The 14,216-nt window shown below is 74.3% G+C and carries 7 protein-coding genes; all 7 read left to right on the top strand.

All coding sequences use genetic code 11. The features are described 5' to 3' along the window. Positions 1-2: 2 nt before the first annotated feature. From AB0I67_RS29735 to AB0I67_RS29705, 7 genes are read left to right on the top strand one after another with little or no spacing between them, the layout of a single operon-like run. Positions 3-5,759 (top strand): SDR family oxidoreductase, encoded by a 5,757-nt coding sequence (locus AB0I67_RS29735; protein WP_357929908.1) that lies wholly within the window; start codon positions 3-5, stop codon positions 5,757-5,759. Further along, complete coding sequence (locus tag AB0I67_RS29730) at positions 5,756-7,102, top strand: cytochrome P450 (RefSeq protein WP_357929906.1); 1,347 nt, start codon at positions 5,756-5,758, stop codon at positions 7,100-7,102. The genes AB0I67_RS29735 and AB0I67_RS29730 overlap by 4 nt, the downstream gene beginning before the upstream one ends. Further along, positions 7,099-9,702 carry a KR domain-containing protein gene (locus tag AB0I67_RS29725; protein ID WP_357929904.1) on the top strand — a complete coding sequence of 868 codons (2,604 nt, stop codon included), beginning with the start codon at positions 7,099-7,101 and terminating at the stop codon, positions 9,700-9,702. Before AB0I67_RS29730 ends, AB0I67_RS29725 begins: the two co-directional genes overlap by 4 nt. Continuing rightward, a complete protein-coding gene (locus AB0I67_RS29720; protein ID WP_357929901.1) occupies positions 9,699-10,925 on the top strand; it encodes a cytochrome P450 in 1,227 nt (408 codons plus the stop codon). Before AB0I67_RS29725 ends, AB0I67_RS29720 begins: the two co-directional genes overlap by 4 nt. Before the next feature lie 39 nt (positions 10,926-10,964). Then, positions 10,965-12,794 carry an asparagine synthase (glutamine-hydrolyzing) gene (asnB, locus tag AB0I67_RS29715; protein WP_357929899.1) on the top strand — a complete coding sequence of 610 codons (1,830 nt, stop codon included), beginning with the start codon at positions 10,965-10,967 and terminating at the stop codon, positions 12,792-12,794. After that, positions 12,772-13,464, top strand: coding sequence for a DUF1707 and DUF4870 domain-containing protein (locus tag AB0I67_RS29710; RefSeq protein ID WP_357929897.1), 693 nt, complete (start codon positions 12,772-12,774; stop codon positions 13,462-13,464). The genes asnB and AB0I67_RS29710 overlap by 23 nt, the downstream gene beginning before the upstream one ends. Continuing rightward, positions 13,361-14,215, top strand: a complete 855-nt coding sequence (locus AB0I67_RS29705) for a methyltransferase domain-containing protein (RefSeq protein ID WP_357929895.1) — start codon at positions 13,361-13,363, stop codon at positions 14,213-14,215. The genes AB0I67_RS29710 and AB0I67_RS29705 overlap by 104 nt, the downstream gene beginning before the upstream one ends. Position 14,216 lies beyond the last annotated feature (1 nt).

Here is a 14,216-nt window from a genome sequence, read left to right as displayed (position 1 = left end):
CCATGGAGCGGCTGGACGGCAAGATCGCGCTGGTCACCGGAGGCGCGCGGAACGTCGGCAAGGCCATCGCGGCCGATCTCGCCAGGCGCGGCGCGCACGTGATCGTCAACTACTTCCACGCGCACGAGGAGGCCAAGCGGACCTGCGCCGAGCTGGCCGAGGCGGGCTGGTCGGCCGAGCCGATCCGCGCCTCGGTGGCTCGTCCCGAGCAGGTCGCCCGCATGTTCGAGACCGTCGCCGAACGGCACGGGCACCTCGACATCCTGGTCAACAACGCCGCCTCGGGCGCTCTGCTCCCGCTGGCCGAGGTCACCGGCGAGCACCTGGACAAGGGCTGGGACACCAACGTCAAGGGCGCCCTGGAGTGCGCGCGGCACGCCGTGCCCCTGATGGAGCGGCGGGGCGGCGGCTCGATCGTCAACGTCTCGGCGCTCGGCGGCGCGCAGTTCGTCATGGCCAACTACTTCGCCTGCGCCCCGGCCAAGGCGGCGATGGAGGCGCTGACCCGGTACCTGGCCGCCGAGTACGCCCCGCGCAACGTCCGGGTCAACACCGCCTCGGCGGCGATGCTGGTCAGCGAGGTCGCCGGACGCTTCCCCGACGCCGAACGCATGCAGGAGGCGATCCGGCGGGCCACCCCGATGGGACGGCTCGGCACGCCCGAGGAGTTCGCCGCGGTCGTGGCCTTCCTGGCGAGCGAGCAGGCCCGCTGGATCACCGGCCAGGTGGTGCTGGCCGACGGCGGCCTGTCCCTCGGCACCACCCTCCTCGGCCCGCCGACGTCTCAGCCCCGCCCCGCAGAAGAACCTGTTGAGGAGCCGGGCGAGGACGCGGTGGCGATCGTCGGGATGGGCCTCGCCGTCGCCGGCGCCAACAGCCCCGAGGAGTACTGGGACCTGCGCCTGCGCGGCGCGGAACTCTTCGTCCCCGTCCCGGCCGACCGCTGGCCCAGCGCCGAGTTCCACTCCACGGACCCCGACGCCGAGGACAAGTCCTACCAGGACCACTGCGTCTTCATCACCGATTTCCGCCCCGCCCCCGGCGTGCTGGCCGAGGGCGAGCAGCCCGGCGAGCACGAGCACACCACGCTGTGGCTGCGCCACTCCATCGCCCAGGCCCTGGACGGGGTGACCGTCCGTCCCGGCGACCGCTTCTCCTGCAGCATCGGCTACACCCCCGACGGCAACCAGCACCTGGAGGAGGCCGGCGTCCTGGCCGCCGTCACCGACCGGGCCGACCGCCTGCTGGCCGGGCTCGACCTGGACGACGCCACCCGCGCGGCGGTCCAGGCCGAGGTGCGCGAGCGGCTCGCCGGGCGCTACCACCGGGGCGCCACCGCCGACCCCGGCCGCTACCTGCCCCACCAGGTCGGCCGGCGGGCCGTCGACGGGCTGCTCCCGCCCGCCACCCGCCTGCAGATGGTCGACACCGCCTGCTCCTCCTCCCTCTACGCGATCGACATCGAGGCCAAGGCGCTGCTCAGCGGCGACGCCGACGTGGCCGTGTGCGGCGGCGCGTTCGCGCTCGGGCCCCGCGGCACCGTGCTGTTCGCCAAGCTGCAGGGCCTGTCCAAGCAGGGCACCGTCCGAGCCCTCGACGCCGGCGCCGACGGCGTGATCTTCGCCGACGGGGCCGCCGTGGTCGTGCTGAAGCGGCTCAGCCGCGCCCGCGCCGACGGCGACGAGATCCTGGGCGTGATCGAGACGATCGGCACCTCCTCCGACGGCAAGGGCAAGGCGATCTACGCGCCCAACCCCAACGGCCAGGCGCTGGCCATGCGGCGGGCCGAGCCCGACGACGTGGACTGGATCATCGCCCACGCCACCGGAACTCCGGCCGGCGACGTCGCCGAGTTCACCACGCTGCGCGGCTACCACACCGACCGGCCGGTCGCCGTCACCTCCAACAAGTCGCTGGTCGGGCACACCGGCTGGGCGGCCGGCGTGCTGTCGGTGATCGAAGGCGCGCTGGGGCTGCGGCACGAGACGATCCCGCCGCAGTTCCGCTTCGAGTCGCCGCCCGAGGACTTCCGCATCGCCGAGTCCCGGCTGCACATCCCCACCGAGGCACGGCCCTGGCCCAGCGGGCCGCGCCGTGCCGTCGCCGTCTCCGGGTTCGGCTTCGGCGGCACCAACGCCCACCTGGTCCTCACCGACACCCCGCGCGCCCGGCCCGTAGCGGCTGCGCCCGGCGCGGGTCGGCAGCGCATCGCGCTCGTCGGCTGGGCCGCGCACCTGCCCGGCGCCGGGCCGGAGGCGGTCGCCGCATGGCTCCGCGGCGACGGCCCCGCGCCGGAGAGCAGCTTCGGCGAGTTCTACCCGGTGCCGGAGTTCGAGAAGGTACGGCTGCCGCCGCGCACCACCCGGACGATCGACCGCTGCCAGCTCATGATCCTGGAGTGCGGGCACCAGCTCCGCGCCCAGCTCGCCGGAGCCTGGACGGACCTCGCCGAGCGGGCCGCCGTCGTGGTCGGCCACCTCGGCCCCACCCGGGCCGGCCTGCTGTACGCCAACCGCTGCTACCTGGACAGCGTCGAGGCGGTGCTGTCCGGCGGGCAGCGGCTGGCCGCCTCCGGGGCGCTCCCCGCAGTGCTGAACGGGCTGCGGGAGGAGGCCAGGCGGCTCGTGCCCGCCTCCAACGAGGACTCCTTTCCCGGGATGATGCCCAACATCATCTCGGCGCGGGTCGCCAACTACTTCCACCTCAACGGGCCCAACCTGACGATCGACGCCGGACTGGCCTCGACCCTGCACTCCTTCGACGTCGCCTGCCGGTATCTGCGGGCGGGGGAGGCGGGGCTGGCCCTGGCCGGCGGGATCAACGGCAACACGCTGCCCGAGATGCGCGCCCTGCTCGGTGGGGCGGAGGCGGCCGAGGGGGCCTTCCTGTTCGCCCTCGCCACCGAGCCGGTCGCCGCAGCGGCCGGGCTGCCGGTGCTCGGCTGGATCGACGTCGATGCCGATGCCGACGTCGCCACGGCGGAGGCCGCCACGGCGGAGGGCGCGGCGGCGGAGGGCGCGGCGGCGGAGGGCGCGGCGGTGCTGGAGTGCGGTGCCGACGCCCCCGAGCACGCCCGCTACCTCGGCGCGTCCGGCGGCCTGGCCCTCTTGCGGGCGCTCCACTCCGACAGCCCCGTCACAGTCACCTGCTCCACCTCCCCAGGCGCCCCCGCCATCACCTTCACCCCCACCGCCACGCCCAAGCCTCTCCTGGACGCCCGCTTCGCCGACGGCGAGCACCACGCCCCGGGCCAACCGGTGCAGGTGCGGCGGCACGTGGCCGAGCTACGGCCCGCCCCCGCCCCGGCCACCGGCCCGCCCCGACCGTTCCTCCCGGCCGGGTCCGTCCTCCTGGTCGACACCCCCGACCGCGCCGCCGCCCTCACCCTGCCCCCCGGCACCACCGTCCTGTCCAGCCGGCCGCTCCCCGAGCCCCGCCCCGGCTGGCACCACCTGCCCGACCCGACCGAGGAAGCGGTGGCGGCCCTGCTCGGCGACCGCCCACCCACCCACCTGAGCCTGCTGGCCGACCTGGCCGACACCCCACCCCTGACCGACCCCGCCCCCGGCCTCGAACGCCTGCACGACCTCGCCTTCCTGTGCCTGCGCCACGCCACCACCGCCCCGGCGACGATGGTCCTGCTCGGCGCCCACCGGTCGGGCCGCCCCCACCCGTACGTGGGCCTGTTCTCCGGCCTGATGAAGACCGCCCACCTGGAGTCGCCCGCCCCCGACCGCTTCCTGCTCGCCACCTCGGCCCGCGACGTCCGCTCCGCCGTACAGGAAGCAGAGCAGGAGGCACGGCGCGCCCGCACCCTCCCGGTGGTGTACGCCGTGGACGGCGAACGGCACGCCTACACGCTGGTGGACCGACCAGCGGACGTCACCGAAACGGCACGGCTGTCCGACCGGTCGGTGGTCGTCGCGGTCGGCGGCGCACGCGGCATCACCGCCGAGCTGATGAAGGCCCTCGCCGAGCAGTTCCGGCCGACCCTCTACCTGCTCGGCAGCAACCCCCTGGACACCTACCCGCCCGACCTGTTCACCCAGGACGAGGCCGACTTCACCGCGGGCCGCAAGGACTACCTGCGCACCCAGCTCAAGGCCAGGCCCGGCGTTCCCGTCGCGGGGTTCAGCCGCGAGTACGACCGGATGGCCGACGCCAGGGCGGCCCGCCGCAACCTCGACGCCATGGCCGCGCACTGCGGCCCGGACCGCGTCCGCTACCTGACCTGCGACGCCACCGACCCCGACGCGGTACGGCAGGCGATCGGCACGATCCTGTCCGAGACGCCGGGCATCGACCTGCTGGTCAACGCGGCCGGCCGGAACGCCTCCGCGCTGATGCCGGACAAGGACCTGGCCACCTTCCGCGCGGTCCGCGACCTGAAGCTGCGCTCCCACCGCAACCTCAAGCGGGCCCTGGCCGCCCGGCCGCCCGCGCTGTGGTGCAGCTTCGGCTCGCTGCTCGGCTTCTTCGGCCAGCTCGGCGAGGCCGATTACGCTTCCGGCAACGACTTCCTGGCCACCGCGGCCGCCGCGAGCGAGGCCGAGCTGACCCTCGGCTGGACGTTGTGGGGCGGCGTCGGCATGGGCGCCGACCCCCTGGTGAGCGACTACTACGAGCGGCGCGGCCTCTACACGCCGATGGAGCCGCACGAGGGCGTGCACCACTTCGTCCGCGAACTGCACGCCGCCACCCCGGCCGCGAGCGTCGTCTACCTGGGCGAGCCGGAGCGCCGGACGGTCACCCAGTCCTACCCGAACTTCTTCGAGCACTCTCCTCGTCGCGAACCCACGCCCTTCTACCTGCGCGGACCCGCCACCGGCACGCCCGGCGAAGCCCTCGCCTGGCCGTGCGCCTTCGACCTGGACACCGACCCCTACCTGCGGCACCACCTCGTCAACGGCCATCCAACCCTGCCCGGGACCTTCCTGACGGAGATCGCCGCCGAAGCCGCCCAGGCGCTCCGCCCCGGCCTGCCCGTGGTCGGCTTCACCGACCTGCGCTTCGAGCGGTTCCTGCGGCTCTACCCCGGCGTCGCCCCCGCGCCGAAGCGCGTCCACGCCCGGCTGGTGCACGCCGACGAGAACCTGGCCACCGTCGAGGTACGGCTGGCCACCGACCTCGTCGCCCCGAACGGAGCGCTCCTCGCCGAGGACGTCACGCACTTCAGCACCCGGGTCCTGCTGGCCGCCCGGTTCGCCGCCCCGCCGCGCATCCAGCCCTGGCCCGACGACCCCGCCGAGTTCCCCGTGCCCGATCCCTACCACCTGCCGGGCGGCCCGGTACGGCTCACCGGCCCGTTCGTGACCACGGCCGGCACCCGCTCCCACCCGCGCGGCAAACGCGCCAGGTTCGCGCCGGACCTGCCCGCCGGCGACCCGGTCTGGTCGCGCTTCGCCATGCCGAGCCTGCTCCTGGACGGCCTGGCCCGGATGGGCGTGCTGCACCCGGTCGACGGGCGGCTCGTCCCGGTCGCCGCGCCGCTGGCCATCCGCCGCATCGACCTCTACCAGCGGGCCAACGACCTGGACCTGGCCGCCGCCGGGCCGATCGAGCTCTACGCCACCCCGCCGGGCCCGGCCTTCGGCGCCGGCCCGTCCGCCAACCGCTTCGTGGCGGCCGGTCCGGGCCACGAGGTCGTCGCCCAGATCAAGGACATCACCGCCACCGTCCTCGGCCACCTCGACATCGGCACCGGCGAATTCCACGCGCCCGACCAGGCCCCCGCGGCCGTTGGAGGACAGTCACGATGACCGCACCCGTAGCGCCGGGGCCGGAAGGCCGCCACCTGATGGGCGCGCTGAGCAGCTTCAAGCGCGACTCGCTGAGCCTGCTCACCGAGCTGCAGGGCTACGGCGGCATCGCCCGCGTCCGGCTCGGCCCCTATCTCGTCCACCAGCTCACCGGGCCCGAGTTCATCAAGCACGTCCTGCAGGACAACGTCGACAACTACCGCCGTGGCCGCTTCTACCAGGGCTTCAACCTCTTCATGGGCCGCGGCATGCTCACCACCGACGGCCCCGAGTGGCGGGCCCGCCGCGACGTCAGCCAGCCGTTCTTCCAGCGCTCCTGGCTGCACGGCGCCTCCGGCGTCATCACCGCCAGCGTCGAGGAACTGCTCGAACGCTGGGGCGCCGCCGCCGACCGCGGCGAGGAGGTGGAGCTGGTCGACGACATGATGTGGCTGGCCATGGGGGTCCTGAGCCGCATGCTCTTCGGCGTCGACCTGCGCGAACGCTACGCCGAACTGGCCCCGGCGGTGCGCTTCTCGCTCAAGGCGATGATCCTCACCGGCGAGGTCAGCCAGATGTTGCCGCGCTGGGTGCCGACCAGGTACCGGCGCGAGCTCCGGCGGCACCAGGGCGTGCTCAACCGGGTGATGGACGACGTGATCGCCCTGCACCGCGCCGGCGGCGGCGACCCCGACGACCTGGTCAGCGCGCTGCTCAGCGCCACCGACGCCGAGACCGGCCGTCCGTGGCCGGACCGGCAGATCAGGGCCGAGCTCAAGACGCTCTTCCTGGCCGGGCACGAGACCACCGGCTGCGCCCTGGCCTGGACGCTCTACTCGGTCGCCACCCACGACGAGGTGCGCCGCAAGCTGGAGACCGAGCTCGGCGACGTGCTCGGCGACCGGGCGCCCGTCCCCGCCGACCTGCCGCGCCTGCCGTACCTGCGGCAGGTGGTGGACGAGTCGCTGCGGCTCCACCCGCCGATCTGGGTCTTCCCCCGCGACCTGGTCGAGGACGACGTGATCGGCGGCTACCACGTGCCCGCCGGGACGACCCTGCTCATCCCGCCGTACGCGGCGCACCGCAACCCCGAGGTGTGGAAGAACCCCGACGAGTTCGACCCCGAACGGTTCTGCCCCGCGGGCCCCGGACCGGCGCGGTACTCCTACCTGCCCTTCGGCGGCGGGCCGCGACGCTGCGTCGGCTACGCGATGGCCCTGCTGGAGCTGCAGTTCGCCCTGGCCATGATCGTCCGGCGTTTCACCCTGAGTCTGGTGCCCGACCAGCGGGTCGTCCCGATCGGGCTGGTGTCGCTGCGCCCGGCGGGCGGCATCCGGCTGCGGCTCACCCGGAAGCGGGCGTGAGCGCGCCGATGCCGAACCCCACGGTCCACCGCTACACCTGGGAGTGCGCCCCCGCCCCGCCCCTGCCCGGCCACCCCAGCGAGGACCTGGCCGGGCGGCTGGTCACCGTACTCGGCGGCCTCGACGAGACGGCCGACCGGGTGAGCGCCGAGCTCGCCGCCGCCGGGGCGCGGCTCTGGCGCCTCGGCGACCCCGGCGTGCCCGACGCCGTCGTGGACCTCACCCTCGCCGACCCCTTCGACCTCGCCGACCCGACCGCCTGGGAGAAGCCCCTGCTGCGCACCCTCGCGGTGCTGCGGCACTGCTACGACGACTGGGCCGCCGAGCCCGACTGCCACCGCCTCGGCTACCTCGCCGTCACCTACCTCGGCGGCACCATGGGGTACGGCGAGCCGTCCGGCGGGCTCGGCGACATCGTGGGGTACGGCGAGCCGTCCGGTGGGCTCGGCGGGCCGGTCGTGTATCAGCCGCTCGGCGGTGTCTGGGCGGGCCTGGCGAAGACCCTCCACCGCGAACTCCCCACCCTCAACGCCCGCATCGTGGACGTCGCCCACCCCCGCCAGCCCGACCTCCCCACCCTGGTGGCCCGGGAGCTGTACCGGTGGGGCCTGTGCGAGGTCGGCTACCACCAGGGCCGGCGCATGACCCTCGTCCCCCGCCGCCGCCCGACCCCACCCCCCGCCACCGAGCTGGGCCCGGACGACATCGTGCTGGTCTGCGGCGGCGGCGTCGGCCTGGGCTACGCCCTCGCCACCGAACTGGCCGAGCGATACGGGTGCGAGGTCGTCGTCACCGGCCGCCGCCCCCTGCCCGCCGGCGACGAGGACTGGCTCACCCTGGACGAGCCCGGCTTCACCGCCTACCGCCACGACCGATTGCGCCAGGCCGCCGCCGACGGCTCCCTGCGCGAGACCCGCACCCACCTCGCCCGCCTGTCCCAGCGGCGCGACCTCCACCACAACCTCCGCACCGCCGCCGACCGCGGCCTACGCATCCGCTACCTGCCCTGCGACCTCACCGACCAGGCGGCGGTCGACGCCCTCCTCGACGACCTGTCCCCGCGCCGCCCCCCGGTCGGTTCCCCGCAGGCGGAGCTGGAGGGGGACCCGGGGGTGCGGCTGGACGCGGTGGTTGGCGGGCCGGGGCGGCGGCTGGCCGGTGTGGTTTATCTGGCCGGGGTCGATCGGCCCGCTCGGTTGCCCGCCAAGTCCGACCGCGATCTGCTGGCCGGGGTGGCGGTCAAGGTCACCGGCCTGCTCCGGCTGCTGGCCGGCGTCCGTGAACGGGACCTGGACTTCCTCTGCGCCGCCGGATCCCTCACCGGGCGGCTGGGCGGCATGACGGGGGAGCTCGACTACGCGGCGGGGAACGAGGCGCTGGCCCGGCTCGGGCTGTGGGCCGGGCAGACGGCATCCGCCGGGCCGTCGTTCCGCGCGCTCACCGTGTGCTGGCCGTTGTGGCTGGACCTCAGCGTCTCGGGGAACGTCGACGCCGCGTTGCGGTACATGAGCGCGCTCGACCCCGCCGAGGGGCTTGACCTCTGGTGCCGGGAGCTCGTCGCCGGGGCTGGGGAGGTGACCTTCCTCGGGCGGCTCGGGCAGGCGCTGCGGCCGGTGCAGGCCGCCCAGTTCGTTGTGGAGCATGAGCTGCCGGGCTTTGACGTCGCCTGCCCGCGGTTGTTCCACCTGGGGGAGCCGCTCGTCTTCCGGCCCCAGGAGCGGTTGTCCTGCCGGGTGCGCTTCGATGCCGCGGCCGTGCCTGCGCTGGGCGATTTCCTGGTCGGGGGGCGGGCGGCGCTCCCGGCGAGCCTGCTGCTCGAGAACGCTTTGCGGTCGGCGGAGTGGCTGGTGCCGGAGCAGGGGCCTCCGCTCCTTCCTGACGAGCTGCGTGGGGTGGAGGTCGACCTGGCCGGCCTGGTGGCCCAGGACGGTGCCCTGATCCTCGACCGGGAGGCCGAGGTCACCGAGCTGGACGGTCGTTGGGCCGTCTCGGTGATCTTCCGCCGGCCCGAGGACGGCTCCGCGGTGGCCTCGATGACCGTCACAACCGCCACCGGCCACGGCCCCGCCGTACCGGCTGGACGAGGCGCGCCCGCCGCCGCCGCCCCGGCTGGTGGGCGGGAGGACGGTGAGCCGGCCGCTGGGCCCGGTTCTGCCGTGCCGGCCGCTGGGCGCGGCCCCGCCGTAGCGGGTGGTGGCCGCGAAGGTGGCGAGTCGGCTGCTGGGCCGGGGTTGGAGTGGCGTGGGCTGGTGATCCCCGGTGCGCGGTGGCGCGACGAGGGGGAGGGCCGGGTGGCCGAGGTGCCGCCGTGCTGGCCTGCCGACCTGTGGGTGGCCGACCTGCCGCCCCGCCACCGGCTTCCGGTCGCGGCGGTGGAGGCCGTCATCCGGGCGGTGACCGGCAGCCGGACCGGGAGGCTGCGGATCGCCCGGCTGACCTGCCCGGCTGAGGCCGTCCCCGCGCCCGCAGACGGGACCCCCGGCGGGGTGGTCGTCAGCAGGGGCGGGCGGGGCTGGCGAGGGGTTGACCCCGGCGACGGCAGGACGGTCATGGAGCTGGACGTTCATGAAGGGCCCGACGGCGCAGGAGGCAGCCGATGACGAAGGTCACGATGGCCGGCATCTACCGCCGGGAGCACATCGACGACCCCTACCCCCTCTACCGGCGGGTCCGCGAGGCCGACCCGGTGTACTGGGACGAGGAGATGGGCGACCAGGGCGCGTGGATGGTGACCGGGTACGCCCCGGCGCAGACCGCGCTGATGGATCCCAGGCTGTCGGCCAGACGACCGCACTGGGGCCAGGACCGCCTGCCGGGCGAGCCGGGGCTGGACGCCGCGCAACGGGCGATCGACCAGCAGATCGTGGTGAGCGACGCCCCGGAGCACACCAGGCTGCGCCAGCACCTGACCAGGCCGTTCCTGCGCCGTCAGGTGGACGCCATGCGCGAGGACGTCGCCAAGCTGGCCCACGCGCTGCTGGACGCCGTGCTGACCGGCGAGAGCGGCGAGTTCGACGCGATGGACCGCTTCGGGTTCGTGCTGCCCGCGATCAGCCTGACCGGCCTGCTCGGCATCCCGGCCTACGACGAGCGCTACCTGTCGTGGATGCTCAGTCTCGGCCTGCTGATCGACGACGGCCCGCTGAGCCGTACGCACCAGCGGAAGCTGCTCGGCGGGGTGGCGGAGTACACCGCCTTCTTCGCCCAGCAGGTGGCCGCCAGGCGCGAGGAGGCGGGGCGGGACGACCTGGTGCAGACGCTCGCCGACTGCTACACCGACGGCGGTTTCGCCAACGAGGAGGAACTGCACGGCAACCTGGCCTTCCTGCTCACCGCCGGCCAGGTCAGCACCGCCCACCAGATCGGCAACAGCCTCCTGCACCTGCTGCGCGACCCCGAGGCCTATCGGCGGCTGCGCGAGGATCCGGAGGCGGTGGCCGAGGCCACGCCGGAGCTCATGCGTTACGACGCCTCCATCCAGCTCACCAAGCGCCGCGCGCGCGAGCCGTTCGAGCTGGGCGGGCACGAGCTGCGGGCGGGCGACGAGGTGTTCGTCTGGATCGGCGCGGCCCACCGCGACCCGGCCCAGTTCGCCGACCCGGAGCGGCTCGACCTCGGCCGGTCCGGCGTCAAGCACATCGCCTTCGGGCACGGCATCCACTACTGCCTCGGCGGCCGGCTCGGCCAGCTCGTCCACGACGAGGCGGTCCGCGCCTTCGTCGAGCGGGTCTCCGCGCCCCGGCTGCTCGCCGACCCGGTCGAGCGCTCGGTGATGCCCACCTTCCGCGGGCCGTACAAGCTGCCTGTCGGCTACGGCCGATGACCGACCCCCCACCAGATCCCCACCGAAGGAGGACCGAGCATGTGCGGCATAACCGGATGGGTGGACTTCGACCGTGATCTCACCGGCGAGCGGCGGCTGCTGGGCGAGATGGCCGACACCATGGCCTGCCGGGGCCCCGACGGCGCCGGCGTGTGGCTGGAGACCCACGCGGGTCTCGGCCACCGCAGGCTCGCCGTCATCGACATCGAGGGCGGCGTCCAGCCCATGACGGCCGAGCACGACGGCCGTGTCCAGGCCGTCCTCACCTACTCGGGTGAGGTCTACAACTACCGCGAGCTGCGCGAGGAACTGCGCGCCCGCGGCCACCGCTTCCGTACGGCCAGCGACACCGAAGTGGTGCTGGCCGCCTACCTGGAGTGGGGCGAGGACTGCGCCGAGCACCTGAACGGCATGTTCGCCTTCGCCGTCTGGGACGTGCGCCGCCAGGAGCTGCTGCTGGTCCGCGACCGCCTGGGCGTCAAGCCGCTCTACTACCACCCCACCCCCAACGGCGTCGTCTTCGGCTCCGAGCCCAAGGCGATCATCGCCAACCCGCTGGTCAAGCGGGTGATGGACCTGGACGGCCTGCGGGAGATCCTCACCTTCACCCGCATCCCCGGCAAGACCGTCTACCGCGACATCCTCGAGGTGCTCCCCGGCCAGACGGTCAAGATCAGCGCGGCCGGCCGTACCGCCCGCCGCTACTGGAAGCTGGAGGCCCGCCCGCACACCGACGACCTCAAGACCACCGTCGACACCGTCCGCGGCCTGCTGGAGGACATCGTCGAGCGGCAGCTCGTCGCCGACGTGCCGCTCTGCGTGCTGCTCTCCGGCGGCCTCGACTCCAGCGTGCTGACCGCCCTGGCGGCCAAGAAGCTGGGCCTGCGCGGGGAGAAGGCGCGTTCCTTCTCGGTCAACTTCGCCGGCCAGGGCGAGGAGTTCACCGCCGACGAGATGCGCGGCTCGCTGGACGCCCCGTTCGTCGCCGAGGTGGCCAGGCACGTCGGCTCCGACCACACCGACATCGACCTCGACGCCGCCCGGCTCGCCTCGCCGGAGGCGCGCGGGGCCGTGCTGCGCTCGCGCGACATCCCGATCGGGCTGAGCGACATGGACGCCTCGCTCTACCTGCTGTTCAAGGCGATCAGCGAGCACTCCACGGTGGCGATCTCCGGGGAGTCGGCCGACGAGCTGTTCGGCGGCTACCTGTGGTTCCACGACCCGAACGTGGTCAACGCGCCGGTGCTGCCGTGGACCGCCTACGGCTCGATGGACCACACCGGCCTGTTCGACCTCGGCCTGCTGCAGAAGCTCGACCTGCAGAGCTACCTGGCCGAGCGCTACCACGAGGCGATCGCCGAGGTGCCGCGCCTGGAGGGGGAGAGCCCTAAGGAAGCGCGGATGCGCGAGATCAGCCACCTGCACCTGACCCGGTTCCTGCAGCTCATGCTGGACCGCAAGGACCGCACCAGCATGGCCTGCGGGCTGGAGGTGCGGGTGCCCTTCTGCGACCACCGGCTCGTCGAGTACGTCTTCAACGCGCCCTGGTCGATGAAGACCCACGACGGGCACGAGAAGAGCCTGCTGCGCGCGGCGACCGCCGACCTGCTCCCGCGCTCGGTGCTGGAACGGCGCAAGAGCCCCTACCCCTCCACCCAGAACCCCGCCTACGACCAGGCCGCCAACCGGGAACTGGCCGGCATCCTGGCCGACCCCGCCGCGCCCGTGCACGGCCTGCTCGCGAAGGACCGGGCCCAGGCCCGGGCCGACAGCGCGGGGCCGGCCGGGCGGATGGAACGCAACCTGCTGGACAACACGCTGCAGATGAACACCTGGATCGCCACCTATGACATCACCGTGGACCTCTGACGGGACGCACGTCCCGAGGGCGCACGCCGCTCTGGCCCGCCCGACCGGCGCCGAACGCGACCAGGTGGTCGAGTACGTCAAGACCGCCTACGCCGAAGGCCGCTGCGACGAGGCCGAACTGGAGCAGGCGCTGGAACAGGCGATCACCGCCCGGACCGGCGCCGAGCTCCTGGCCATCGTCACGGAGCTCTACGGCGACCAGGTGCCGCCGCCCGCGGCGGTCCCGCGCCCGCCCCCGCCCGGCGGCGGCGCGCGGACCGTCGCCGGGCTGGCCCACCTGCTCGCCCCGCTCGGCCTGCCGATCCTCGGCCCGGCCGCCGTGCTGCTGCTCGGCGGGCACGCCTCGCCGCACGTGCGGCGGCACGCGGTCGAGGCGCTCAACTTCCAGCTCACCGTCGTCGGGGCCAGCTTCGCCCTGCCCTTCACCGTGGTCGGCGTGCTGCTCGTCCCGGTGATCTGGGTGGCCGCCTTCGTCCTGTCCATCCTCGCCGGGGTCGCGGCCCTGCGCGGCGAGGAGACCTACCGCTACCCGTACACGCTCCGCCCGATCAAGGAGAGCAGACGTCGTGACCACCACCCCGGCCTCACCGCCGACCCGGGCCACACCCCCGGCCTCACCCCCGGCCCCGCCTCCGACGGAGGCCGGCCTCTGGGACCAGCAGGCGGATGACTGGGCCGAGATCCAGGAGGCGCAGTGCACCCCGCTGTTCGAGGCGGCGCTCGCCGCTCTCGACCTCCGCCCCGGCAGCACCGTCCTGGACGTCGGCTGCGGCTCCGGCCTCGCCCTGGCCCTCGCCGCCGCGCGCGGCGCCGAGGTCAGCGGCCTGGACGCGGCCCCGGAACTGCTCCGCATCGCCCGCCGCCGGGTGCCCGGAGCCGCCGACCTGAGCACGGGGACGCTGGACGGCCTGCCGTACGCCGACCGGAGCTTCGACGTGGTCATGTCCTTCAACGCCCTGCGCTACGCGGCCGACCCGGTGGCCGCGGTCGCCGGATTCGCCCGCAAGATTCGGTACGGCGGCGCCGTCTGCCTGGGCGGCTGGGGCGAGCCGGACCGGTGCGAGACCACCGGCTTCCTCTTCTCCGTCGTCGCCGCCCTGCCACGGCCGCCGCAGGGCAGCCAGGGCGAGGCCGCCAACACCCCCGCGCAGATCCGCTCGGTCATGCGCCGCGCCGGCCTGGAACCGGTGACCACCGGCGAGGTGGCCTGCCCGTTCGTCTACGCGAGCGTCGAGGCCGCCTGGATGGCGCTGAGCTCGACCGGGCTGCTGCGCTTCGCCATCGGGCACCTGGGCGAGCCGGCCGTGCGCGCCCTGTTCGACACCGCCTTCGCCGGCTCGGTGCGGCCGGACGGCACCGTCCGCCAGGAGAACGTCTTCGAGTACTCGATCGCGCGCGTCGGCGCGCCGTCCGGAACGTAAG

The sequence above is a fragment of the Nonomuraea sp. NPDC050310 genome (assembly GCF_040655795.1).
Lineage (GTDB): Bacteria > Actinomycetota > Actinomycetes > Streptosporangiales > Streptosporangiaceae > Nonomuraea.
This window is presented reverse-complemented; position numbering and strand designations above follow the sequence as displayed.

Coding starts and splice junctions, on each gene's coding strand:
- AB0I67_RS29735 (WP_357929908.1), top strand. CDS start 3: ATGGAGCGGCTGGACGGCAAGATCGCGCTGGTCACCGGAGGCGCGCGG.
- AB0I67_RS29730 (WP_357929906.1), top strand. CDS start 5,756: ATGACCGCACCCGTAGCGCCGGGGCCGGAAGGCCGCCACCTGATGGGC.
- AB0I67_RS29720 (WP_357929901.1), top strand. CDS start 9,699: ATGACGAAGGTCACGATGGCCGGCATCTACCGCCGGGAGCACATCGAC.
- asnB (WP_357929899.1), top strand. CDS start 10,965: ATGTGCGGCATAACCGGATGGGTGGACTTCGACCGTGATCTCACCGGC.
- AB0I67_RS29710 (WP_357929897.1), top strand. CDS start 12,772: ATGACATCACCGTGGACCTCTGACGGGACGCACGTCCCGAGGGCGCAC.